This window comes from Aequorivita capsosiphonis DSM 23843, assembly GCF_000429125.1.
In the GTDB taxonomy this organism is placed as follows: Bacteria; Bacteroidota; Bacteroidia; order Flavobacteriales; family Flavobacteriaceae; genus Aequorivita; species Aequorivita capsosiphonis.
This window is the reverse complement of sequence record NZ_AUBG01000015.1, coordinates 118,858-143,651: the sequence shown is the minus strand read 5'-3', so window position 1 is coordinate 143,651 and position 24,794 is coordinate 118,858. Positions and strand designations below refer to the sequence as shown.

At 37.2% G+C, this 24,794-nt stretch carries 22 protein-coding genes; 17 read left to right on the top strand and 5 right to left on the bottom strand.

Going from position 1 to position 24,794, the window contains the following annotated elements; genetic code table 11:
• Positions 1 to 28: 28 nt before the first annotated feature.
• A complete protein-coding gene (gene folB / locus G440_RS0113770) occupies positions 29 to 385 on the bottom strand; it encodes a dihydroneopterin aldolase (protein WP_026451842.1) in 357 nt (118 codons plus the stop codon).
• Positions 386 to 492: 107 nt separating this feature from the next.
• Between folB and G440_RS0113765 the strand changes: the two genes are divergently transcribed.
• From G440_RS0113765 to G440_RS21005, 4 genes are all read left to right on the top strand, one after another.
• Complete coding sequence (locus G440_RS0113765) at positions 493 to 2,172, top strand: glutamine--tRNA ligase/YqeY domain fusion protein (RefSeq protein WP_026451841.1); 1,680 nt, start codon at positions 493 to 495, stop codon at positions 2,170 to 2,172.
• Between the two features lie 169 nt (positions 2,173 to 2,341).
• On the top strand, positions 2,342 to 2,719 hold the full coding sequence (locus tag G440_RS0113760; RefSeq protein ID WP_026451840.1) for a YtxH domain-containing protein: 378 nt from the start codon (positions 2,342 to 2,344) through the stop codon (positions 2,717 to 2,719).
• 1 nt (position 2,720) lies between these two features.
• Positions 2,721 to 3,164 carry a hypothetical protein gene (locus tag G440_RS0113755; RefSeq protein ID WP_026451839.1) on the top strand — a complete coding sequence of 148 codons (444 nt, stop codon included), beginning with the start codon at positions 2,721 to 2,723 and terminating at the stop codon, positions 3,162 to 3,164.
• 5 nt (positions 3,165 to 3,169) lie between these two features.
• On the top strand, positions 3,170 to 3,400 hold the full coding sequence (locus tag G440_RS21005) for a DUF6327 family protein (RefSeq protein ID WP_084426798.1): 231 nt from the start codon (positions 3,170 to 3,172) through the stop codon (positions 3,398 to 3,400).
• Positions 3,401 to 3,491: 91 nt separating this feature from the next.
• Here G440_RS21005 and G440_RS0113750 read toward each other — a convergent pair whose 3' ends face one another.
• Positions 3,492 to 4,484 (bottom strand): SPFH domain-containing protein, encoded by a 993-nt coding sequence (locus G440_RS0113750; protein ID WP_026451838.1) that lies wholly within the window; start codon positions 4,482 to 4,484, stop codon positions 3,492 to 3,494.
• Between the two features lie 84 nt (positions 4,485 to 4,568).
• Here G440_RS0113750 and G440_RS20775 point away from each other — a divergent pair, with 84 nt between their 5' ends.
• Positions 4,569 to 5,228 carry an outer membrane beta-barrel protein gene (locus G440_RS20775; RefSeq protein ID WP_051285381.1) on the top strand — a complete coding sequence of 220 codons (660 nt, stop codon included), beginning with the start codon at positions 4,569 to 4,571 and terminating at the stop codon, positions 5,226 to 5,228.
• Here G440_RS20775 and gltX read toward each other — a convergent pair.
• Complete coding sequence (gene gltX, locus G440_RS0113740; RefSeq protein ID WP_026451837.1) at positions 5,225 to 6,757, bottom strand: glutamate--tRNA ligase; 1,533 nt, start codon at positions 6,755 to 6,757, stop codon at positions 5,225 to 5,227. The genes G440_RS20775 and gltX overlap by 4 nt on opposite strands.
• A gap of 201 nt (positions 6,758 to 6,958) precedes the next feature.
• Here gltX and G440_RS21415 point away from each other — a divergent pair, with 201 nt between their 5' ends.
• The 4 genes from G440_RS21415 (at position 6,959) to G440_RS0113720 (ending at position 13,716) form a co-directional block, all read left to right on the top strand.
• Positions 6,959 to 10,396, top strand: a complete 3,438-nt coding sequence (locus G440_RS21415) for a DUF4175 family protein (RefSeq protein WP_026451836.1) — start codon at positions 6,959 to 6,961, stop codon at positions 10,394 to 10,396.
• Positions 10,389 to 10,805 carry an rRNA maturation RNase YbeY gene (gene ybeY / locus G440_RS0113730; protein WP_026451835.1) on the top strand — a complete coding sequence of 139 codons (417 nt, stop codon included), beginning with the start codon at positions 10,389 to 10,391 and terminating at the stop codon, positions 10,803 to 10,805. Before G440_RS21415 ends, ybeY begins: the two co-directional genes overlap by 8 nt.
• Before the next feature lie 109 nt (positions 10,806 to 10,914).
• The gene (gene mnmG / locus G440_RS0113725; RefSeq protein ID WP_026451834.1) at positions 10,915 to 12,786 is read left to right on the top strand and encodes a tRNA uridine-5-carboxymethylaminomethyl(34) synthesis enzyme MnmG; all 1,872 of its coding nucleotides are present in this window, start codon (positions 10,915 to 10,917) and stop codon (positions 12,784 to 12,786) included.
• A gap of 84 nt (positions 12,787 to 12,870) precedes the next feature.
• Positions 12,871 to 13,716, top strand: a complete 846-nt coding sequence (locus tag G440_RS0113720) for a class I SAM-dependent methyltransferase (protein WP_026451833.1) — start codon at positions 12,871 to 12,873, stop codon at positions 13,714 to 13,716.
• 301 nt (positions 13,717 to 14,017) lie between these two features.
• Here the strand turns inward: G440_RS0113720 and G440_RS0113710 are convergent, their stop codons facing one another.
• Complete coding sequence (locus G440_RS0113710) at positions 14,018 to 15,172, bottom strand: DNA polymerase III subunit (protein WP_026451832.1); 1,155 nt, start codon at positions 15,170 to 15,172, stop codon at positions 14,018 to 14,020.
• 140 nt (positions 15,173 to 15,312) lie between these two features.
• Here G440_RS0113710 and G440_RS0113705 point away from each other — a divergent pair, with 140 nt between their 5' ends.
• The 3 genes from G440_RS0113705 (at position 15,313) to G440_RS0113695 (ending at position 19,244) form a co-directional block, all read left to right on the top strand.
• Positions 15,313 to 16,497, top strand: a complete 1,185-nt coding sequence (locus G440_RS0113705) for a phosphoglycerate kinase (RefSeq protein ID WP_026451831.1) — start codon at positions 15,313 to 15,315, stop codon at positions 16,495 to 16,497.
• Between the two features lie 190 nt (positions 16,498 to 16,687).
• Positions 16,688 to 18,247, top strand: coding sequence for a LysM peptidoglycan-binding domain-containing protein (locus G440_RS0113700; RefSeq protein ID WP_026451830.1), 1,560 nt, complete (start codon positions 16,688 to 16,690; stop codon positions 18,245 to 18,247).
• A 19-nt stretch (positions 18,248 to 18,266) separates the two neighbouring features.
• Positions 18,267 to 19,244, top strand: coding sequence for a DUF4837 family protein (locus tag G440_RS0113695; protein WP_026451829.1), 978 nt, complete (start codon positions 18,267 to 18,269; stop codon positions 19,242 to 19,244).
• Positions 19,245 to 19,512: 268 nt separating this feature from the next.
• Here the strand turns inward: G440_RS0113695 and G440_RS0113690 are convergent, their stop codons facing one another.
• Positions 19,513 to 19,734 carry a twin-arginine translocase TatA/TatE family subunit gene (locus G440_RS0113690; RefSeq protein WP_026451828.1) on the bottom strand — a complete coding sequence of 74 codons (222 nt, stop codon included), beginning with the start codon at positions 19,732 to 19,734 and terminating at the stop codon, positions 19,513 to 19,515.
• A 120-nt stretch (positions 19,735 to 19,854) separates the two neighbouring features.
• Between G440_RS0113690 and G440_RS0113685 the strand changes: the two genes are divergently transcribed.
• From G440_RS0113685 to rfbC, 5 genes are all read left to right on the top strand, one after another.
• A complete protein-coding gene (locus G440_RS0113685) occupies positions 19,855 to 20,718 on the top strand; it encodes a M23 family metallopeptidase (RefSeq protein ID WP_026451827.1) in 864 nt (287 codons plus the stop codon).
• Between the two features lie 6 nt (positions 20,719 to 20,724).
• Entirely contained in the window at positions 20,725 to 22,221 is a 1,497-nt protein-coding gene (locus G440_RS0113680; protein ID WP_026451826.1) for a GH3 auxin-responsive promoter family protein, read from the top strand.
• A 23-nt stretch (positions 22,222 to 22,244) separates the two neighbouring features.
• Positions 22,245 to 23,945, top strand: a complete 1,701-nt coding sequence (locus G440_RS0113675; RefSeq protein WP_026451825.1) for a DUF6909 family protein — start codon at positions 22,245 to 22,247, stop codon at positions 23,943 to 23,945.
• A gap of 2 nt (positions 23,946 to 23,947) precedes the next feature.
• Entirely contained in the window at positions 23,948 to 24,127 is a 180-nt protein-coding gene (locus G440_RS21250) for an NAD-dependent epimerase/dehydratase family protein (protein ID WP_245574861.1), read from the top strand.
• 65 nt (positions 24,128 to 24,192) lie between these two features.
• A complete protein-coding gene (gene rfbC, locus G440_RS0113665) occupies positions 24,193 to 24,777 on the top strand; it encodes a dTDP-4-dehydrorhamnose 3,5-epimerase (protein WP_026451824.1) in 585 nt (194 codons plus the stop codon).
• Positions 24,778 to 24,794 lie beyond the last annotated feature (17 nt).

Genomic DNA, 24,794 nt, shown 5'->3' with positions numbered 1-24,794 from the left:
AACTAAGAAAACATATTAATAATGCAAATTACCTTTTCTCTTTCATAGTTACACTCACTTCAGCTACATCGCCGCCAATGGGTGGATTCTTTTTTGCTACGGAAACCTTCACTTCATTCACCATTTCAGCCTGTAACAAAACGGAATCTATAATACGTTTAGCAACGTGTTCCAAGAGTTTGGCGCGTACTGCCATTTCTTGCCGAACAATGTTTTGAAGCAATACATAATCCACCGTATCGACAAGTGCATCAGTTTTAGAGGCATTTTTTAAATTGGCTTTTACCTTTAAATTTACCAAATAGTCAGAGCCAATTTGACCTTCCTCTACTAAACACCCGTGAAAGGCATAGATTTTTATGTTTTTTAAGCGAATGCTACCCATGTAAATAGTTTTTGCAAAGATACTTTTTTATGTTATTTGGTTACCTTTGTATGCTTTAAATCAAACGTATTATTTATAGAACGCACACGCCTTTAAATTTAAAATCTATGACAAACGACGCTGCACCGCTTAATTTTATTGAGCATATTATTGAGGAAGATCTCAAGAACGATTATAAAAAGGATCAGCTTTGCTTTCGTTTTCCACCAGAACCGAACGGCTATCTTCACATTGGTCATGCCTCTTCAATTTGTCTAAATTTTGGTTTGGGCGAAAGATATAATGCACCGGTAAACCTACGTTTTGACGATACAAACCCCGCCAAAGAGGAACAGGAATTTGTAGACGCCATTAAAAGGGATATTTCCTGGTTGGGCTATAAATGGTCAGAGGAACGTTATGCTTCCGATTATTTTCAGCAGTTATATGATTGGGCCGTGCAAATGATAAAGGATGGAAAAGCCTACGTAGATTCCCAAACTTCAGAAGCGATTGCGGAGCAAAAGGGAACTCCGAATACTCCGGGAAAATCAAGTCCGTTTAGAGCTCGTTCTGTGGAAGAAAACTTGGATTTGCTGGAAAAAATGAAGAATGGCGAAACTAAGGAAGGAGAGCACGTACTTCGAGCCAAGATCAATATGGAATCACCAAATATGTTGATGCGTGATCCAGTGATGTATCGAACCTTAAACAAACACCATCACCGTACTGGTACCGATTGGAAAATCTTCCCAATGTATGATTGGACGCATGGTGAAAGTGATTATATAGAGCAGGTATCCCATTCTTTCTGTACACTTGAATTCTTGCCCCATAGAGAGCTTTACGATTGGTTCTTGGACCAAGTGGTCGATAAAGATAAATTACGCCCTAAACAACGCGAATTTGCCCGTAGAAACTTAAGTCACACAGTTGTCAGCAAAAGAAAACTTGCTCAATTAGTAGCGGCCGGTGTTGTTACTGGTTGGGATGACCCCCGCATGTCTACTATTTCTGGACTTCGCAGAAGAGGTTATACCCCAGAATCCATTAAAAACTTCGCGGAAAGCATTGGCGTAGGAAAGCGTGAAAACTTGATTGATATCTCACATTTGGAATTTAACGTTCGTGAAGATTTAAACAAGAAAGCCCCACGAATCATGGTGGTTCTCGATCCGGTGAAATTGATCATTAGCAATTATCCAGATGAAAAAACCGAATGGCTTGATGCCGAAAACAATCAGGAAGATGAAAGTGCAGGAAACAGAGAAGTGCCTTTTTCAAAGGAATTGTTGATTGAAAGAGATGACTTTAAAGAAGAAGCAAACCGGAAGTTTTTTAGATTGACTATCGGGAAAGAGGTTCGTCTAAAAAATGCCTATATAATTAAAGGGGAAAGCGTGGTAAAGGATGCTGAAGGAAACATCACTGAAATTCATTGTACGTATGATCCAGATAGTAAAAGTGGAAGTGGCTCAGAAGCTTCTTTACGAAAAGTGAAAGGAACATTGCACTGGGTTTCCGCATCGCATGCACTTCTTGTGGAGGTTCGATTATACGATCGTCTATTTACGGAAGCATCACCAGATACCATTAAAGATAAAGATTTTATGGAATTTGTAAATCCCGACTCTTTAGAAATTATTACTGGTTTTGCCGAACCAAGCGTGAAAGATTCAAAACCTGAAGATAAATTTCAGTTTCAACGCTTGGGATATTTTGTTGTTGATCCAGATACTACTTCTGAGAAATTAGTTTTTAATCGCACCGTTCCTTTGCGTGATTCTTGGGGAAAATTGTCCGATTAATTAACACCTTAAGTTCATTATGTTTTTATTTTTAAGAGAAATTGGCTAATTTTCAGTCTTTTTAGGATTAATTTATAGATTAAAAAACAACTATTAACCGGTTATTAACAAGACTCAGAGAGACTCTTACGTACCTTTGGTTTTATTAACACAATTAAAACAATAAATAATGGCATCAAATACAGGTCAAACCCTTATCGCATTACTAACAGGAGCTGCAATTGGAGCAGGTCTTGGAATTCTTTATGCACCAGAAAAAGGTTCTGAAACGCGGGATAAACTCAGCAAAGAAGCTAAGAAAGCTCAAAAGAAATTAAACAAACAAATTCGCGAAACAACTGAAACTTTAAGCGAAAAAGCACAAGAAGCGCGCTATAGTTTTAATCAAAAACTAAATGACACACTGTCCTCTGCAAGTTATAAGGCAGATGATATTTTATTGGCAATGGAGGATAAGTTAGAATCACTTCGCAAACAAAATGCGAAACTTCATGCAGATTCTGAAATTGATAAAGCAAAAGCCACAGCGAAAAAAGCACTTTCGTAATATGTTTAAAGACCTAACAGATGGCCTGCATAAGGTTGTAGACAGAATAGAAGATTATGGGCTGAGCACGGCGGAGTATTATAAACTCCGCCTGTTCAAATCAGCAATGAAAGGATCTGTTTCCTTAGTAAACCTTTTGGTTTTTGGAAGTCTTTCCCTTTTTGTAATGCTTTTTATTTCTGTGGGTGCTGCCTTTTGGTTAGGGACGTTTTTTGAACACAGTTATGTTGGATTTTTCATTATTGGAGGTTTCTACGGAATCTTATTAATCTGTATGTTTATTTTCGGAAAGAATCTTATAGAAATGAGTTTACTTAAGAAGTTTTCTAGTCTTTTATATGACGAACACGACATAGAACCTAAAAAAGTTGCTGAGGAAGAAATTGAAGAATACCAACAGGTTCTTCAAAAAGACGCAATACGAAAGGAAAGAGAAACAAAGTAATATTTATGAAGCGATACACTACTTTTGAAGAAATAGACAGAGATTTAAAATACCTTCGCCTGAAATCGCAGATAGATCTTGAGGAAGTAAAACTTGGTCTTACAAGAAGTAAGGAAACAATAAGTGAAACCTTTTCACCTGTTAATTTAATAGCGAATACAGTTGGATCTATCTTGAAAAAGGCCTTTGTCTTAAAAGTAGTAAACAAGTTTATAGGTAGTAAATCCGGTAAATAATAAAGTGATAAGCCTCTTTATAAATAGCTTACAATATTTAGAATTAAACAAAAATGCCCTCTGAATTCAGAGGGCATTTTTGTTTTTCGGATTAATATTCCAAATCGTCCCCTTCGTCTTTCCTAGGTGGGGCTTCACGTCTAGGCTTCTTTTTTGGTATGATACCTTTAGCGATATTTTGCTTTTTCATTTCTTCCCCAATCTGATTGCTTGCAACAAAAGATGCAATCATATTGTTTAGCATTTCACTTCCTGCCTGCGGTGAATTTGGTAAAAGGATCAGGTTGGTGTTAGTTGCTTCCCCAATGGACTGAAGCGTGTCATAATGCTGTGTAACCACAATAAGTGCCGATGCTTCCTGCGAATTGATGCCTACATTATTTAATACATCCACACTTTCTTCCAGACCTCGAGCTATCTCTCTACGCTGATCTGCAATACCTTGTCCTTGCAAGCGTTTGCTTTCCGCTTCAGCGCGGGCTTTAGCAACAATTTTTATTCTTTCGGCTTCCGCTTCATATTCAGCGGCTACTTTTTCCCTTTCAGCAGCATTAATACGGTTCATCGCAGCTTTTACCTGCACATCCGGATCAATATCTGTTACCAAAGTTTTAATAATATCATAACCGTATTCACTCATCGCTTCGTTTAATTCAGATTTTACTGCGATGGCGATATCATCTTTTCTTTCAAAAACATCATCTAATTTCATCTTTGGAACTTCGGCGCGAACCACATCAAAAACATAGGAAGTTATTTGATCATGTGGATTTTGAAGTTTATAAAATGCATCGTAAACCTTCATTGACAATACTTGAAATTGAACGGAAATTTTTAAACGTACGAAAACATCATCTTTCGTTTTGGTTTCAACAATAACGTCCAATTGTTGTATTTTTAGGTTGACACGCCCAGCTATTCTATCAATTAAAGGTATTTTTAACTGCAATCCAGAGTGTCTTATGCTTAGAAACTTTCCAAATCGTTCTACAATGGCAGCGGTTTGTTGTTTAACCGTAAAAAAGCTTGCTAATAATATAAAGATACCTACTATCAACAAGGGTATTAAAATAAATCCTCCCATAATTTTTTTGAATAAATTTGTTTAAATGCTGTGGAAGATACGAAAATAAAGCTACTTTGAATCTTTTAAATAGACTTCCAAACTATGAGCCTTAAGACCAGTTTTATAGCTGTTTTTTTCTGTATTTTTTTTCAGCAAATTTATTCCCAACGGAATTATGAGGACTATAATTTCTTAGGAGTTCAAGGTGGAATTACTTTTTTCGATATTAAAACCGATGATTTAGTAACGGAGCAACACTCAGGATTTATGGCTGGGTTTACAACACGTGGCGCCTTCCGAAATAATTTTGACCTGATTTATGGAATAAGTTTTCAGAGCGCTTCAATTGGGGTGGAGGGAAGTAGTTTTTCGGGAGCGGACACTCAAAATATTGCTTACACTATTCAAGGAGCACAAATTAATTTCTTGGGAAGTTATAATATAATCGTTAAACATTTAAGCCTTGAATTTGGACCTGTTCTCAATATAAATGGAAAATTAAAACTGGACAATGAAAAATTTAAGGACTATGTTTTAACAGGCTATGAAACCCTTGCAACTGAAGATATTCAAGATATATCCAAATTTAATGTTCACCTAGCTGGAGGACTCACTGCAGGTTTGGAACATTTTCGTATATATGGTCAGTATCAATACGGAGTTACGAATATGTTGGGCAAACTAAATGATAAAGATTTGGAGAAAAAGGACTTTAAAGGAAACAGCTCCACCATTTTAGTTGGAGCTGTTATTTATTTTTAACCAATAAAATCAATGGCTTTTTCAATACGGGAAATGCTTTCCTCTTTGCCTACTATTGAAAGAATATCAAAAACATCTGGCCCTTTCATTTCGCCAACCAAAGCTAAACGCAACGGCATCATTACTTTTCCAAAACCAATATTTTCAGAAGTAATCCATCCCTTCACCTTTTCGGAAAGGTTTTCTGTTGAAAAGTCATCCGCCCCGGCAGACAGAGCCGAAGAATTTAAGATTGAAACTACTTTTCTCAACAATTCTGGGGTTTCCGGCTTAAATGCCTTTCCAGCAGCTTTTTCATCATAGTTTTGTGGCGTTTCAAAGAAAAAGCTGCCTTGGTCCCATAGATCGCTAACGAATGTTGCACGCTCTTTTAAAAGAGAAACAGTTCTTGTTACATTAATTCCGGCTGTGGATATTTTCTTGTCTTGAAGAAATTTCTTAAAATCTTCAGCAAGTTTTTCATCATCTACCAGTTGTAGGTATTGATGTTGAAACCATTTTGTTTTTTCAGGATCAAATTTGGCTCCGGCTTTATGAACGCGTTCTAGTTCAAAAGCTTCAATTAGTTGGTCTAAGCTAAAAATTTCTTGTTCAGTTCCTGGATTCCAGCCTAAAAATGCCAACATATTTAGCACCGCTTCGGGTAAATAACCATCTTCACGATATCCTGAGAATAAATCCCCTTCAGCAGTTTTCCATTCTAGAGGAAATACTGGGAAGCCCATTTTATCTCCATCACGCTTGCTTAATTTTCCGTTCCCAGTTGGTTTTAAAATCAACGGTAAATGTGCAAATTGAGGGGCATTCCATCCAAAAGCTCGGTACAATAAAATATGCAAGGCCATAGAAGGAAGCCATTCTTCCCCACGAATTACGTGTGTAATTTTCATCAAGTGATCATCCACAATATTCGCTAAGTGGTAGGTTGGCATGCCATCGCTTTTAAACAAAACTTTGTCGTCCAGAATGTTTGAATCTACTTGTACGCCACCACGGATAATGTCGTGTAGAAAAAGCGTTTCGTCTTCTGGAGATTTAAAACGGATAACATATTCTTCGCCATTGGCTATTTTTTGTTGTGTTTCTTCCTCAGAAAAAACCAACGAATTTTTTAGTTTTAAACGGTTGTGCCAGTTGTAGATGAAGGTTTTTCCCTTTGCTTCGTGATCTTTTCGGCGTGCATCGAGTTCTTCTGAAGTGTCAAAAGCATAATATGCATTTCCGGACTCTATTAAAGCATCTGCGTATTGCTTATAAAGGTCTTTTCTCTCGCTTTGGCGGTAGGGGCCGCAGTTGCCTTCTTTGTTAGGACCTTCGTCATAAGGAATGTTTAACCAGTTTAAAGCTTCAACAATATACTCCTCAGCTCCTTCCACATATCTATTTTGGTCAGTATCTTCAATTCGCAAGAGAAAATCGCCACCGTGTTTTTTCGCGAATAAATAGTTGAACAAAGCAGTGCGAACACCACCAATATGTAAAGGCCCTGTTGGACTTGGAGCAAAACGCACCCTAACTTTTTGAGACATAAATCTTATATTTGTTTGCTTCCCATCGTATTGTGTCGAAATTGGGAATCATTTAATTTTGGTGCAAAGGTACAATTATGTTGTCTTATTTTAAAGCTAATGTATTAGCTGGTTTTGTAGTTTTACGGAGCAATATTTGTATCGAGCCAAGAACAAAATATTATTGTATTTTAGGAGTTTTGAATACACGGAAATCTATTTATGAGCACTTTCAATAGCATCCAGCAAAAACTGGAAGAATTTATTAAAAAATACTACACCAATGAGCTGATTAAAGGAACTATTCTTTTTTTCGCTATTGGGCTCCTTTATTTGTTGATAACGCTGCTCGTTGAATATTATCTTTGGTTAAACCCAATAGGAAGAAGCTTGCTTTTTTGGGCTTTTATAGTTGTGGAGCTTACGCTATTTGCGCGTTTTATTGTTTTTCCGCTTGCTAAACTTTTCAAACTTCAAAAGGGAATAAATCACGAAGAAGCCTCAAAAATAATTGGTAATCATTTTCCACAGGTAAGTGATAAGTTGCTCAACGTTATTCAGCTCAACCATAACGGACGCGAAAGTGAATTACTTTCGGCAAGTATTGAACAAAAAGCAGAAGAATTACAACCGATTCCCTTCAAAAGTGCCGTAAATTTTAAAAAGAACGCGAAATATTTAAAATACGCCGCAATTCCCGTTTTGGTATTTATAATGTTTAGCGTTTTAGGAGGTACTGATATTTTCTCCAGTAGCTATAAAAGAGTGGTCCACTATGATACCGCTTTTGAACCGCCTGCTCCTTTCGCATTTACTGTTTTGAATGATAATTTGAATGCGATTGAAAATAAAGCCTTCACCTTAAACGTTCAGGCGCAGGGAACTCTTATTCCTGAAAATGCAAGTATCAATTATAACGGAGAAACCTATTATATGCAACAAACCGCACCCGGTTCGTTTGAATATACGTTCCAACAACCAGCAGAATCTATTAATTTCAATTTAAAAGCGAATAAGGTTACTTCCAGACCATACACAATAGATGTTGTAAAAACGCCCTCGTTGTTGAATTTCGAAATGGTTTTGGACTATCCTTCCTATACTGAAAAAAGAGATGAAACCTTGAAAAGTACTGGAAATGCCACTATTCCGGAAGGAACACGTGTAAAATGGAATGTTGCTACTAAAAATACCAAAGCCGTTACTTTAAAAACTGCGGATACTTCCTATTTTTTCGCGGCAAAAGGGGCGAGCTTTAATCTCGAAAAGGGAGTTTATAATAAGTTCGATTATGCCATTACTACTTCCAACGAAAAACTGAAGGATTATGAAAATCTGGCTTTCACCTTAAATGTAGTGAAAGATCAATTTCCAGAAATTAGCGTACAATCAAAAAAAGACTCGACAAGTAGTCAGCGTGTTTTCTTTTTAGGACAGATTTCTGATGATTACGGACTTACAAAGCTTAGACTGGTCTATTTTCCCGAAGGGGAAGAGAAGAGTGCCAAAACAGAGGCCTTACCATTGAACAAGACCAATTTTGATCAGTTTACCTATAATTTTCCTGGCAATCTTATTTTGGATGATGGAGTTTCTTATGAGTATTATTTTGAAGTTTTTGACAATGATGGAATCCACAATTACAAATCCTCCAAATCTGGGATTTATTCGTTTAGAAAATTGACAAAAAGTGAATTGGAAGATGAGCAATTACAAAATCAGCAGAATGCTATCAAAGGTCTAGACCAATCCTTGGAGAAGCTAAAAGATAGAAAGCAGTCGCTTGAGGAGCTATCACGAACACAAAAGGAGAAGAAAGAGCTTAATTACAACGATAAGAAGAAGCTTGAAAATTATCTGGAGCGTCAGCAGAAGCAAGAGGAAATTATGAAGGATTTTTCTAAGGAAATGAAAGAAGAACTCAAGAATTTCCAACCTGAAAACACAGAAAAGGATCTATTTAAGGAAGAACTTGAAAAACGTTTGGATGAAAATGAAGAACGCCTTAAAGAGAACGAGAAGTTGCTGGATGAATTGGAAAAGCTTCAGGATAAAATCCAAAAAGAAGAACTTACTGATAAGTTGGAGAAATTAGCCAAACAAAATAAAAACCAAGAAAAGAATCTCGAACAACTTCTGGAGTTGACCAAGAGATATTATGTAGAAAAAAAGGCTGAAAAACTTGCTGAGGAATTGAATAAATTGGGTGAGGAACAAGAAAAGTTAGCAGATAAATCAGAGGAGGAAAACACGAAGGAAGCACAGGAGGAACTCAACGATAAGTTTGAGGAATTCAAAAAACAGATGGACGAACTGCAAAAGGAAAATGAAGGCTTAAAGAAGCCGATGGACATTCCGGGAGATAAAGCCACGGAGCAGGAAATAGATGAGGAACAGGAAAAAGCTACGGACAAACTAGAGGAGAGTAAACCTAGCGAGGCCGGTAAAAGTCAAAAAAAGGCAGGTCAGAAAATGCAGGAAATGAGCCAACAGATGAAAATGGAGATGAAATCTGGAGGGGCCGAGACTTTGGAAGAAGATGTAAAAATGCTTCGACAAATTGTGAAAAACCTGGTGGTATTTTCCTTTGAGCAGGAAGATTTAATGGAGACCTTTAAAACTATAGACTATGGAAATCCAATTTTCGGAAAGAAATTGAATATTCAAAACGATCTTAAAAACAATTTTGAACATATTGATGATAGCATCTTTGCTTTAGCTCTTCGTCAGCCACTTATTGGTGAGAAAATCAACAATACACTCACTGAAATGCAGTACAATATAGATAAATCTTTAGAACGCTTGGCACAGAACCAATCGCGTACAGGTATTGGAAATCAGCAATATACGATAACGGGCGCAAATAATTTGGCTGTTTTGCTAAGTGATATATTGTCAAATATGCAAATGCAGATGCAAATGTCTATGGGTTCTGGCTCTGGAAAAGGTATGCCTATGCCCGGTGAAGGCAGTGGCGGTGGATTTCAACTACCGGATATTATTCAAAAACAGGAAAGCTTGAGTGAGAAAATGAAGGAAGGAATGAAAAAAGGCGAGGAAGGAAAAGAGGGAGAAGGTAAAGGTGAGGGCGAAGAAAAAGGAGAAGGTGATGGTAAGGGAGAGGGAGAAGGAAATGGTGAAAATGATGGAAGTGGTGATGGGAAAGGTGAAAATGGTAAAAACGGAAAGAACGGGAAAAATGGAGAGAAGGAAGGAGACAACAAGGAAGGAAGTGGTAATAGTGAAGAAATGAATGGTGAAATCTTCGAAATTTATAAACAACAGCAGCAACTGCGTCAACAACTACAAGATAGATTGAGCAAGGAAGGATATAAAGGTAATGCCAGTGATCTATTGCGCAAAATGCAGGGTATAGAGCAGCAATTGCTAGATAAGGGTTTTAATCAAGGCACGCTTCAGGAAATGTTAAATTTGAAGTATGAATTATTGAAATTGGACAAGGCGACATTTGAACAGGGGCAGGAGGAGAAAAGGGAATCCCAAACAAATAAAAAGGAATACCGAAACAATGTGCTACTCTCACCTGATGAGATAAAAAAATACTTTAATACAACGGAAATTTTAAACAGGGAGGCCTTACCTTTGCGTCAAGATTATAAAATTAAGGTGCAAGAATATTTTAAGGAAAACAATGATTGATTTTAATTTTGAAACCGATTTCGAGCTAGAGAACCAGGCGCAATTAACTAAGTGGATTTCTGATGTAATTACTTCCGAAGGATTCGAACTAGGCGAACTCCTTTATGTTTTTTGTGACGACGAATATTTGAATAAACTCAATGTGGAGTTTTTAGATCACGACACCCTTACTGATATTCTTAGTTTTGATTATAAAGTTGGTAAGCAGATTAACGGTGAAGTCTTTATCTCCGTTGAACGCGTTGCAGACAATGCCATAGATTATAATACTGATTTTATTGAAGAGCTTCATCGTGTTATGATTCATGGAATTTTACATTTTTGTGGTTTAAAGGATAAAACTGAGGAAGAGGAAGAATTGATGCGAAAAAAAGAGAACGAAGCCTTAAAAGTACTGACGAGCTATTAGATCACTTCTTGGATTAACTCTTTGCATCTAAGATATTTATTGTACTTTTGCATCCCTAAAAAAATTCTGAATAAAAGAAATGTTCCACGTGGAACAATCAAGATAATATATGTTTCCAAACGAATATGATGTAATTGTTGTTGGAGCCGGACACGCTGGTTCTGAAGCCGCTGCGGCTGCGGCCAATATGGGTTCTAAAACGCTATTGGTTACCATGAATCTACAAACTATTGCCCAAATGAGCTGCAACCCTGCAATGGGCGGAATTGCTAAAGGGCAAATAGTTCGTGAGATTGATGCGTTGGGTGGTTATAGTGGGATTATTTCAGATAAAACGGCGATACAGTTTAAGATGCTTAACAAATCCAAAGGACCTGCTATGTGGAGTCCAAGGGTTCAGAGTGACCGAATGCGGTTTGCAGAAACTTGGAGGATGATGTTAGAGCAGACCAAAAATTTGGATTTCTATCAGGAAATGATTTCTGGGATTATTGTTGAGAATGGAAAAATTAAAGGAGTTAGAACTTCACTTGGACTTGAAATAAGAGGAAAGAGTGTCGTGCTTACCAATGGTACTTTTTTAAATGGTTTAATCCATATTGGGGAAAAGCAATTGGGTGGTGGAAGAGCAGGAGAAAAAGCTTCTGTTGGAATAACTAAAGATTTAATTGATTTAGGCTTCGAAGCTGGAAGAATGAAAACCGGAACTCCTCCAAGAGTTGATGGAAGATCCTTGGATTTTTCAAAAATGATTGAACAACCTGGTGATGCCATTCCTGAAAAATTCTCTTTTTCCGATGAAACCAAACCTTTGGTCAAACAACGCTCTTGCCATATGAGTCATACAAGTTTGGAGGTTCATAATATTTTAAAAGAAGGATTTGATAGATCTCCAATGTTTAATGGTTCCATACAAAGTACCGGGCCTAGATATTGTCCGTCTATTGAAGATAAGATAAACCGTTTTGCCGATAAAGATAGACATCAACTTTTTGTTGAGCCTGAAGGTTGGGACACCGTTGAGTATTATATCAATGGATTTTCTACTTCTTTGCCAGAGGATATTCAGTTTAAAGCTTTGCGTCAAGTTGTAGGTTTTGAGAATGTGAAATTTTTCCGTCCTGGATATGCAATTGAATATGATTATTTTCCGCCAACACAGTTAAAACATACGTTGGAAACCAAATTGGTTTCCGGACTTTATTTTGCAGGACAGATAAACGGTACAACCGGATATGAAGAAGCAGCATCACAGGGTCTGATGGCTGGAATTAATGCCCACCTAAAAGTTCACGAAAAGGATCCGTTTATTCTTCAAAGAAATGAGGCGTACATAGGGGTATTGGTTGACGACTTAATTACAAAAGGAACCGAGGAGCCATATAGAATGTTTACCTCAAGAGCAGAATATAGAACTTTACTTAGACAGGATAATGCAGATTTTAGACTGACTCCAAAATCGCATGCCATTGGTTTGGCTGGCGATGCTCGAATGCGAAAAATGGAAGAAAAGAGAGAAAAGTCTGATGCGTTTGTTCAATTTTTTAAAGAAACGAGTGTTGCCCCCGAGGAAATTAATGCAATTTTTGAAGCTAGAGATTCTGCCTTAGTAGAACAAAGTGATAAGATGTTTAAATTCTTTTCACGTCCAGAGGTGACGATGGAGGATATGAAAGGAATCGCTTCAGTTAAGAATTTTATTGAGGAGCATGACTTGGACACCGAAATGATAGAGCAGGCAGAAATTCAAGTTAAGTATTCTGGTTATATTGAAAAGGAAAAAAACAACGCCGATAAATTAAATCGTTTGGAAGGTTTAAAAATCCCAGCCTCTTTTGATTATTCAAATTTGAAGTCTCTTTCTTATGAGGCGCGGGAAAAATTGACAAAAATTAAACCTGCCACGGTTTCACAAGCTTCGCGAATAAGTGGTGTTTCTCCAAATGATGTATCCGTACTCTTAGTGTATATGGGGCGTTAGGCATATTGTTTCACGTGGAACATTTTGGACTTTGCTCCGTGTTGGCTGCAATTATAACCTCTTAAAAAACCAAACTTTTTTCTCTTGCAACATCCTGAAAAGACATATTTATCGGTAAAAGATTATTTGGTTTCTGGCGAGGTTTTTAATTTGATTCACGACCAGGATCACGATATGCTAAAAACATCTCCGCAGCCTGATGTGGAAAATCTTCCCAAGTATTACGAAAGTGAAGATTATATTTCCCATACCGATGAAAAGCGTGGGTTGATGTCCAGACTCTACCAAACGGTAAAGAAATGGTCACTTCAAAAAAAGACCAATCTGATTTTTGAGCAGAATTCGGAAGTTGGATCTTTGTTAGATGTTGGAGCAGGGACGGGGGAATTTTTAAAAGTTGCCAAAGAAAAATCATGGAATGTTCAGGGAATGGAACCCAATGAAAACGCTCGCCGATTAGCTTCAGAAAAAGGAATTGAGTTAAAATCTTCTCTAAGCGATTTTCATGAAAACCAATTTGACGTGGTTACGCTCTGGCATGTTTTGGAGCACATTCCGAATTTAGAAGAAACAATTTCGCAATTGTCAGATTTAGTGAAGCCGAATGGCACACTTATAATCGCAGTGCCAAATTTTAAAAGTTACGATGCCAAACACTATAAAGAATTCTGGGCGGCTTTTGATGTTCCGAGACATCTCTGGCATTTTTCAAAAGTATCTATAGAGAAATTGTTTTCTAAAAATTTTACATTGGAAAAAACCGAACCAATGATTTTTGATTCGTTTTATGTAAGTCTTCTTTCTGAAAAATATAAAACTGGAAGCAAATTTTCACTAAAAGCATTCTGGATCGGTCTTAGATCAAATTTGAAGGCAAATCGCTCAAAAGAGTATTCTTCACACATATATTGCTTCAGAAAAGCAAAATAACGCGATTTAAGCCTTTTTAACAGGTTTTTGGCCAGTTGTGGCGCTGCGCTATTCATTTTTCGTGTTATTTCCTGGAAATGGCACGAAAAACGGCGAAAATTAATAGAAGAAATTTATTTAAATGGAAAAGACATAAAAATGTCTTATACCAATCCGTTGAGCATTTTGATGAATATTATTCAGTTTTGACGAAATTTCAAGTTTTTGCCTCTTATCCTAAAGGAAGAACTTGAAATTTCATAGATATTCCCTTTAGGGTTAGGGTAAAAATCGATGAAATGTTCTAAATGCACAACGGGTCTTATACCAGTTCTTTTTTATGGATTAGTCTGGTCAGCTTAATTGAAAGATCGGTGAAGATTATTTTTGCATTTCCGTTTCGTTCAATATGGTAGGAAGCATCCTCCAAAGCTTTATTGATTTCAAAAATATTGTTTTGATGAACAAATGGAGCAAATTTCGCAAGGGAGAATGTTTCATCTTTCGCTTTAAAGAATAAAAGTGAGTTTGCGCTATAATTTTTTAAAAGTGATTGCCTAAAAACTTCAATGCAATAGTTAAGAAATTTTTTCTGTGTTTCCCGACCTTGTCCTGCAAGTTCGTCGCTCCAGTCAAGTAGATTATTTATCGCACCTTTATTTCCTTTCGCTCTAAACGCGGAGCGCACCCAACTAATAAACCATTTTTCAAATACTTCATCCTCGCCAGTTTCTTCCAAGTACTGTAATGCCTTGTTAAAGTCGCCACGTGCTCTTCGCGCTGTTTTAAGGGCTAGGTTCTCATCAATTTCGCTTCCTTCGCTTAAACGCTCCGCAATATCAGCCTCAGATAGCAACGGAAAGATCAATTGTTGACAACGTGAGCGAATGGTTGTTATAATTTGCTGCTCATTTTCACTTAGTAGCAAAAGCACCGTTTTATCTGAAGGTTCTTCAACCAGCTTCAGTATTTTATTGGCGCAATCTGTATTCATATTTTCCGCCATCCATATAATCATCACCTTATAACCGCCTTCAAATGATTTCAGCGATAGCTTTTTCGAGATATTTTCAGCTTCATATTTACTAATGTTCCCTTGCTTTTTTTCGATACCAATTGCTTGGAGCCATTCAAATAGGGAAGCGTAGGGATTGTTTAAAACAAAATTTCGCCATTCTTCCGCATAATGATCTGAAATTGCATTCTTCTTTATAGTGTCACTAGTATTAACGGGATAAACAAAATGTAAATCGGGGTGACTTAGCTTTTCGACTTTATTTTTACAAGAGAGATATTCTGGGCTTTGTTTATCATATTGTTTGCACAATAGTTCAGAAGCATAAGCGATGGCCATAGGTAATAATCCACTTCCATTTACTCCTGAAAACATCTGGGCGTGCGGAATTCGGCCGTTTTCAATGGTCTGTAAAAGATGCGACTTAATGTGGTTTTGGCCTATTGCTTCTGAAAAATCCATTCGCAAATCTAAGCAATTTTGCTGGTATTTTTTCTGCAAGTAATTATGACTATCGTAAATTTATGCGAAAACAGACTTGAGGCAATTATTACTTCCTAAAAGACCTAAAAAAACTATATTTGCAAGCAAAATTTACGAATATGAAAACAGTTAACGATATAAATTTTAAAGGAAAAAAGGTATTGATCCGGGTTGATTTTAATGTCCCGTTGGACGAAGAATTCAATGTAACAGATGATACACGCATACGAGCGGCCAAACCTACCATTTTGAAAATACTGGAAGACGGGGGAAGCTGTATTTTAATGTCTCATTTGGGAAGGCCTAAGAATAAAGAGGCTGAATTTTCTTTAAAACATATTGTAAAGTCGTTATCAGATATTGTTGGAGTCCAAGTGAAGTTTGTTGAGGATTCCATAGGCGCCGAGGTTGAAGCTGCGGTTTCCAACTTGAAGTCTGGTGAAATTCTTCTACTTGAAAACTTGCGATATTACGAGGAAGAAACAAAGGGAGATCGTGATTTCGCCGAAAAATTATCAAAACTGGGTGATGTTTACGTAAATGATGCTTTTGGAACTGCCCATCGGGCACACGCTTCAACGGCTATTATCGCTGAATTTTTTCCAGAGAACAAATGCTTCGGTTTATTACTTGCTTCAGAAATTGAAAATGTTGAAAAAGTATTAAAATCAACAGAAAAACCGGTGACAGCAATCATTGGTGGTGCTAAAGTTTCTTCAAAAATCACGATTATCGAAAATATTCTCGATAAAATTGATCATTTAATCATTGGAGGTGGAATGGCTTTTACTTTTATTAAAGCCCAAGGCGGAAAAGTGGGAAGTTCCTTGGTGGAAGATGATAAACAAAGCTTGGCGCTAGAAATCTTGGAAGAGGCAAAGAAGAAGAACGTGAAAGTTCATTTGCCCGTTGATGCCATAATTGCCGATAGTTTTTCCGATACAGCAAATACACAGATAGTAACTGTTGGAAATATCCCTGATGGCTGGATGGGCTTGGACGTTGGTCCAGAAACCAATAAGCTTTTTGAAGAAGTTATTCTAAATTCGAAAATAATCCTATGGAACGGCCCAGTTGGTGTTTTTGAAATGGACAAGTTTGCTCAAGGGACCAAAGTTTTGGGACAGAATATAGCTAAAGCCACAAAAAACGGAGCCTTTTCGTTGGTTGGTGGCGGTGACTCTGTTGCGGCAGTACATAAATTTAACCTGGCTGATAAAGTGAGTTATGTTTCAACAGGTGGTGGCGCCATGTTAGAAATGCTTGAAGGTAAAACACTTCCCGGGATTAAGGCGCTTTTGTGAAAAATGTTAAATGTCAGTATCTTAGCAGGATGAAGCGAAATGTTTGCGTAATTTCGCAAAATCACTATTTTTGATAAAATTTTTCACTTTAAAAGGCGTTACAGGTTCTAAGAAGATTATTTGTGACCTTTTTATAAAGATTATCAATTTGGCAAACTTGCCATAATATCAAAACGCAATATAGAAGCTGATGAAACTAAACACAATCCTTTCACTTTTGCTGATGTTGGTCTTCAGTATGAGTTTTGCTCAAAAGAAAAATCATACTAAAAACTTGGACACGAAAAAGGTTCGAGTGGTAGACTCTATCAAGGTAACAAAAATTTCTTCGGAATTACCTTCCACAGTTGTCGCTACAAGTATTAAGGACAGTACCATATACAACCTAAAAGATATGGCATTGGCTAGAACAAAGGACAGTCTTTGGTTGAATGAGGTCTATAAATCAGATCTTTTTGACGATGTTTATAACAGCATTGTCAATGAAGACTATGAGCCAGTTGAATATACGGAACTACCAACTGAAGTTTTGAAGCAACGCCTAAAAGAACTTGACGCTCGCACTCCTTTTAACGTATCGTACACCCCTTCTTTGGAAAATGTGATAAAGCGATACTTAAAAAGTAGAAGAGGCTCTTTGGAACGCTTGATGGGGTTGAGTGAATATTACTTTCCTTTATTTGAGCAAGAGCTTGACAAACACAATCTTCCTTTAGAATTAAAATATTTGGCCATTGTTGAATCTGCCCTAAACCCACGTGCAAAATCACGCGTTGGCGCTACTGGTCTTTGGCAGTTTATGTATCCAACGGGAAAGATGTTCGGTCTCAATGTTAGTTCGTATGTAGATGAACGTTCAGATCCAATTAGGGCTACCGAAGCCGCTTGTAAATATTTAAACAGCTTAAACAACAGTTTTGACGATTGGGATTTAGCACTTGCTGCTTACAATTCAGGACCAGGTAACGTTTCAAAAGCGATACGTCGCTCTGGCGGCAAAACTAATTATTGGGATCTTAGAAGGTTTCTTCCACGTGAAACCGCGGGTTATGTGCCTGCTTTTCTAGCGACCATGTACATTTTTGAGTATGCGGAAGAGCACGGGTTTAAAAAACAAGCTACAAGGATTCCGTATGTTGCTACCGATACAATCCGAGTAAAGCGGCAAATTACATTAGATCAGGTAGCGGAACTTATCAATATGGATAAGGAAGAATTGGAGTTTTTAAATCCTTCCTATAAGCTGGGAATAATTCCTGTTGTAAAGGATGAAAACTATATGTTACGTCTTCCACTTACCATTGTAGGCACTTTTGTAAACAACGAAGATGCTATTTATGCCTTTGTGGACGAAGAACAACAAGAGGACGAAAAATCGTCTCCAGAATTGATTGAGCAGCCCGAAAAAATACGGTATCGCGTTAAAAGAGGCGATTTTTTAGGTAGAATTGCTGAAAGATATGGGGTTGGGGTCAGTCAAATCAAAAACTGGAACGGCATGCGGAGCAACTCTTTAAAGATAGGGCAGAATCTTATTATCTATCCTAAAAAGACGGTAGGTGACATTGCAAGCAACTCACCTTCAAAGAGTACAACTTCCGAAAAAACGTACACCGTACGCAATGGGGATTCGCTATGGAGCATTTCACGAAAATTTCCTGGAGTTTCAATCAAGAATATCCAAAATTGGAACGATATTAGTGGTACTAAATTAAAGCCTGGAACTAAACTGAAGATTTACAAAGGATAGTTCCATAAACATCCTTTTCATGAGATCACTTTATATTGTACTATTTTCGTTGTTTATTGCCTTCACATCCTGTAATGGAAGTGGAAAAAGGGACAAATCTCTCGTTCCAAATTCGGTTGGAAACATCAATTCGTTACAAATTGTCACACCAAATGACCTATGGAATGGCATAGTTGGGGAAGCTATTAGAAACAATTTTGCAGCGCCTACAGATGGTCTTCCACAAGACGAGCCTTTATTTTCCATGAACCAAATGCCTCCAGACGCTTTTGAGGGCTTTGCACGGAGTAATCGACTTTTTCTTTATGTGGTTTTAAGTGATGAGGATAAGGTAACTATCACCGATAATGAATATGCAAAACCACAAGCAGGTGCTATTATTAAAGCTACTTCCGAAGAAAAACTTGTGGAGTTAATAAACGAAAATTCAGCGAAAATAATTGCTATTTTTAAAGCTGAGGAAATAAAGGAAAGACAAAGAAGAACGGCTATTTCGTTAATGAAAACCGATTCTTTAAGCAAGGTTATGGGCGTGAGCCTGAAAGTTCCAAGTGCTTATCGACTTGCAAAGGGCTCTGATAACTTTTTTTGGTTACGAAAAGATCTAAAGGATGGCACAACCAATATTCTTGTGTATCAAGTTCCGTTGACGATGATTAAAGATGATTCTACCGCCGTCGCCGATATCATTAAAATAAGGGATTCTATTGGCAGCAGATTATTGCCAGTAGAAGACGATGGGCAGTTTATCACGGAAGACGCGTATGCGCCTTATCTTTTTAAATCCAAAATTGATGGCAAATTTGCATACGAAACCAAAGGTACTTGGGAAGTAAAAGGCGCCTGGATGGGGGGGCCTTTTATAAATTATGCCGTTCGCGACGAAAAAAACAATCGCTATGTTATTCTCGAAGGCTTTACGTACGCGCCTTCTGTGGCGAAAAGAAACCTACAGTTTGAGTTGGAATCGATATTAAAGACTGCTAAAATAAAATGAAATTCTTCTAAGCTTTGAAACTCTAGAATCGTAGATAGTAGATATTGGTAACGATATTATTTTTGCCTATCTTGATGTTCAATACGATTTCTTCAAAAATGATAACAAGTTTGAGATTTAAAAAGAACGCAGTTCCATATTCTGCATAATTATTTGAGTTATCATTAACTAAAGAAAATAATATTATAGAAAGTAATTTTCAAATAAAAAAGGTGTTGTTAAGTTTGAAAACTTAACAACACCTTTTTTATAAATATTTAATATTGAATTACTTTTTCTCGTCGAATTTACTGTCTGAAATCTTGCTGTCTTTAATATTAGGATCAGTATCCTCATCCTTTGAAGCATCCTTAAATTCTTTAAGTCCGCTACCCAGTCCGCGCATAAGTTCTGGTATTTTCTTTCCGCCAAAAAGCAATAGTACAATAACTACTATCAATATGATCTGCCAAGGACCTACCATACCTAAGGGAATAAACAATGTGCTCATGATTTCTAATTTTTAATTCTACAAATGTAACAAGAAATGTTTAGATAGCACGTTTTGAGGATAACTTTAGCATCTGTAGCTGTAGTTTATTTTATATTTGTAGAAAAGTATTTTCTAGGTATGGCAAAGAAAGAAAAAAAAGCGAAACGTTTTAAAAAGAAGTTACTGCACAAATACCGCCTAGTAATACTTAATGAGGAAACTTTTGAAGAGCGTTTTTCTTTTAAGTTAAACAGACTGAATGTTTTTATATTCAGCACTTTATTTGCTTTGTTTCTAATAATTACAACTACTATTATTATAGCATTTACCCCACTTCGAGAATATATACCAGGGTATTCATCTACAGCCTTAAAAAAGAAATCCACTAAATTAACCTACAAAACAGACTCTTTACAGCGAGTTCTAGATGTAAATGAGCAATACCTTGCTTCCATTAAAAAGGTGCTTACTGGCGATGTGAAAACGGTCGATTTTAATAAGGATTCCATAATTGAATTGGCCAAGACGGATCCTGCTGTTTTAATACGCACCTCCAGAAAAGATTCTGTTTTACGAGCTAGCGTTGATAAGGAAGACAAATACAACCCCCTTATTGCGCCACAGCTTCAAGATTATGCGTTCTTTGCACCTGTTAAAGGCACTATTACCGAACAATATGACTCCGAAGCGAAACATTATGCCGTTGATGTGGTGACGGTTAAGGACTCCCCCGTAAAAGCAATAGCTGATGGGACGGTTATTTTCTCAGAATGGACAGTGCAAACGGGTTATGTGATTATTATTAAGCATAATAATAGTTTTATTTCTGTATATAAGCACAATGCGATGCTTACCAAGGAACAAGGCGAGCTCGTAAAAGCTGGGGAAGTAATTGCAACCGTTGGAAGTACCGGCGAACTCACAACTGGGCCTCATTTGCATTTCGAACTTTGGCGAGATGGTTTTCCAGTTAATCCAACAAATTTTATAGATTTTGATTGATAGCCTATGAGCCTAAAATCCGTTTCAGCAAAAATATTTGCCAAAATTGTAGTACTCCGAATTCAAAAATGGGCAAAAAATCCTATTGAAACCCAGCAAAAAGTGTTTGAGAAGTTAATTTCCGAAGCAAAAAACACAGCCTTTGGAAATGATCACGATTTTGAAAACATCAAATCTTTTAAAGATTTCAAAAAACGAGTTCCAGTACGGGATTACGAAGCGTTAAAACCTTATGTAGAACGTGTTGTTGCAGGGGAAGCAAATGTACTCTGGCCCGATAAACCACTCTATTTTGCCAAGACATCAGGAACAACCTCTGGCGCAAAATATATTCCACTTACCAAGGAATCCATGCCCTATCATGTGGAAGCTGCCAGGAATGCTATTTTGTGTTACATCAATGAAACCGGAAATGCTGATTTTGTAGATGGTAAAATGATTTTTCTACAGGGAAGTCCTGAAATGCAGGAGAAAAACGGTATAAAACTCGGAAGACTTTCTGGGATTGTGGCGCATTATGTGCCAGCATATCTTCAAAAAAACCGTTTACCTAGCTGGGAAACCAATTGCATTGAAGATTGGGAAACTAAAGTGGATGCCGTTGTTGAGGAAACCAAAGATGAAAACATGACGGTCATTAGCGGGATTCCGTCTTGGGTACAAATGTATTTTGAAAAATTACAACAGAAAACCGGCAAAAAAGTAGGAGACCTTTTCAAAGACTTCAATCTCTTTATTTATGGCGGGGTGAACTTTGAACCTTATCGCGCAAAATTTGAAAATTTAATAGGAAGAAAGGTTGATAGCATTGAACTGTTTCCCGCAAGTGAAGGTTTTTTTGCCTTTCAGGATCAACAAAGCGAAAAAGGAATGCTCTTGCTTTTAAATGGGGGGATTTTCTATGAATTTATAGAGGCAAGTATTTTTTTTGATGAAGATCCAAAACGCCTCACCATTGGCGAAGTAGAAACGGGTGTTAATTACGTCATGATTATTTCAACCAATGCAGGACTTTGGGGGTATAATTTAGGCGATACAATACAATTTACCTCTACAGATCCGTATCGTGTTATTGTTTCTGGAAGAATTAAACATTTCATTTCTGCTTTTGGGGAACACGTAATAGGCAAGGAAGTGGAGGAAACCATGAAGAAGGCCATGTCAGAATTCGATTTCTCTATTTCTGAATTCACCGTAGCACCTCAAATTACCCCTTCCGAAGAAGAATTGCCGTATCACGAATGGCTTGTGGAATTTGAACAAGCGCCAGAAGATATTCAAAAGCTGACTGAATTTATCGATGCCGAAATGCAACAACAAAATTCCTACTATTTGGATTTAATTAAAGGGAAAATATTGCAGCCTTTAATAATCAGATCGCTTAAAAAGAATAGTTTTCAACACTATATGAAGTCTGAAGGCAAGCTCGGTGGTCAAAACAAGGTTCCTCGACTTTCCAACGATCGAAAAATTGCCGATTTCTTACTTAAAATCCAGCCTTAAAATTAGTAGTATATTTGCATTCAATGAAAAAAATGAAATCACATATCAGAACGCGCGCCCAAGAAAGTACGGGCGCCATCGAAAGACTATATATCACGATGCGTCACCTCTTTAATCGTGGGTTTTACAAGCCTATGGGAGTTTCGGGAGAATCGCTTCGGGAATCTTTATTAATTCTTCAACCCGAGATTTACGGCTCTATAAAAGACGAAAAAATTGAACTTCAGGGTTTGTTATACGTGATGGACCGTTTGCCTGAAGGGATTGAGGAATGTAGGTTTATTAACCTTACAAGTGATGAAGGTTATAAAGACTCGCATTTTGAGCCTATTATTCCAATGAAACGCCGCAGAAACTGTTACCGAATAGATTCGGAACAAATGAATATCGAAGTTACGCGTGGGCGTTCGGAAATTTATGATATTCTTACCCATGTTACCTTCCTTTTTATCGAGTCGCATAAAATTATGAAGCAGGTGCTTGTCAATGAAAACGGCGAATTGATACGCGATTGGAAAAAATTGGAACAGACCGTACAGAAAAAAGGAAAACTTACACAAGAAGAAAAAGAGGTTACACTTACTCATACTGCAAATTTCTTGGGAAGGACTTTTGAAGAAGTAAAAAATGTGTATCCTTACTTTGCTACTGAGAAGAGTGAAAATCGTTTTTTCAATATTATTTATTTTCTAGGAAAATTAGCTATTGATGAGGTTTTAGAAGACAGACAACGTCTCATCACCTTCAGTCCTGTGCTTCGGGAGCGCTTGGGCCATCATATTCACGGCGAACAGTGGGCTTATAGAATCAAGCAGACCTTGCAGAAAGAAGATCTTTTAGAGCGTCCCTTGCACATTATTAGTGCCAATATGCACAGTGTAATGAACAGTCTGTATGCTCAAAAAGCATTACCAACGGAATTTTCAAAGAAGAAATCAATGCAGATTTTCGAAGCTTTGAGTAGTCCCACCAGTTTGAAAATGCGCGAAAAGGTTTCAAAATTGGCACTTTCAGAAGGAATGATCTTCCTTGCAGACCAAAGTGGAACCAATATAGATGTTCAGATAATTGATTCAGCAAAAATAAAAAAGAACGATTATACTGAAGGTTTAAAGGATTTGGATAACTCGCAAAAGCCGGTAATTATAGTGATGGACTACGCTTTTGGTGAGCAAGCTTATGAAACCATGGATGAGTTGTTAAAACCATTTGTTGATGAAAATAATGACAGCCATTTTCTAGATGTAGCCTCGGTTTCTATTATGGGGAAGGCTGGTATTCTAGAGGGTGGAAAAGGTGATATTATGATTCCATCTGCGCACGTTTTTGAGGGAACAGCAGATAATTATCCATTTGAAAACGAATTGGAAAAATCACTATTTAATGATGACGATGTAAAAGTCTGCACTGGAACGATGATCTCGGTCCTGGGAACTTCACTTCAAAATAGAGATGTGCTAAAGTTTTTCCACAATTCAACTTGGAACGTTATTGGTCTAGAAATGGAGGGTGCGCATTATCAAAAAGCAATTCAGGCGGCATCAAAAATCCGCAGAAGTATCAGTCCAAATGTGAAGGTTCGTTATGCATATTATGCATCAGATAACCCTCTTGAAACCGGAAGCACTTTGGCCTCTGGTGGATTAGGTACAACAGGTGTAAAACCCACCTATTTAATTACCGAAAAGATGTTAAAACAGATTTTAGACACTTCTAAAAAATAATTTTGATTAGTGATAAGATGTTGATTACCGGGGATGAAGGATTCATAGGTTCCAATTTTGTGGAATACCTCCTTAATAATTCCCAGGATGAGATTTTCGTGTTTGATAAGCTCACTTATGCTGGTAATTTAAAAAATCTGGAGTGTGCTTTAGATAATATCACTTTTATAAAAGAGGCTTAGTAGCTTTGGCTCAAACCTCGCTAAGAATTGGCTATGGAAAACATTAAATTCAACTAGATTAAACTTTGGAACTACAAAAATCCCCTTTAAAAGATTGTTTTATATTGAAACCGAACGTTTTTAAAGACGAACGCGGACTATTCTATGAAACTTACAACCAAGAAATTTTCGAAAAAGTTACTGGCTTAAAGACTGCTTTTGTTCAGGACAACCAATCTGTTTCATCAAAAGGCGTTTTACGCGGACTCCACTTTCAAACCGGAAACATGGCGCAGGCCAAGTTGGTTCGGGTTGTTAGCGGCAAGGTTTTGGACATTGTTGTTGACCTTCGCAAAGACTCCAAAACCTTTGGTGAGTCATTCTCCATTGTTTTAGACAATGTAGAGCATCTACAACTTTTTGTGCCAAGAGGTTTTGCACACGGATTTATCACATTATCAAAACAATCTATTTTTTCGTATAAATGTGATAACTACTACAATAAGGCTTCAGAAGGTGGAATCATTTATAATGACGCAACCTTAGCCATAGATTGGCATCTTCCAAAGGAAGAATTTATTATTTCGGAAAAAGATTTGGAACTTCCTGGTTTTCAGGAAGCAGTAAATCTCATCCCCAGCCCTTCCCAAAGGGAAGGGAGCGGCAATTGATTTTAAAATAATAGGGT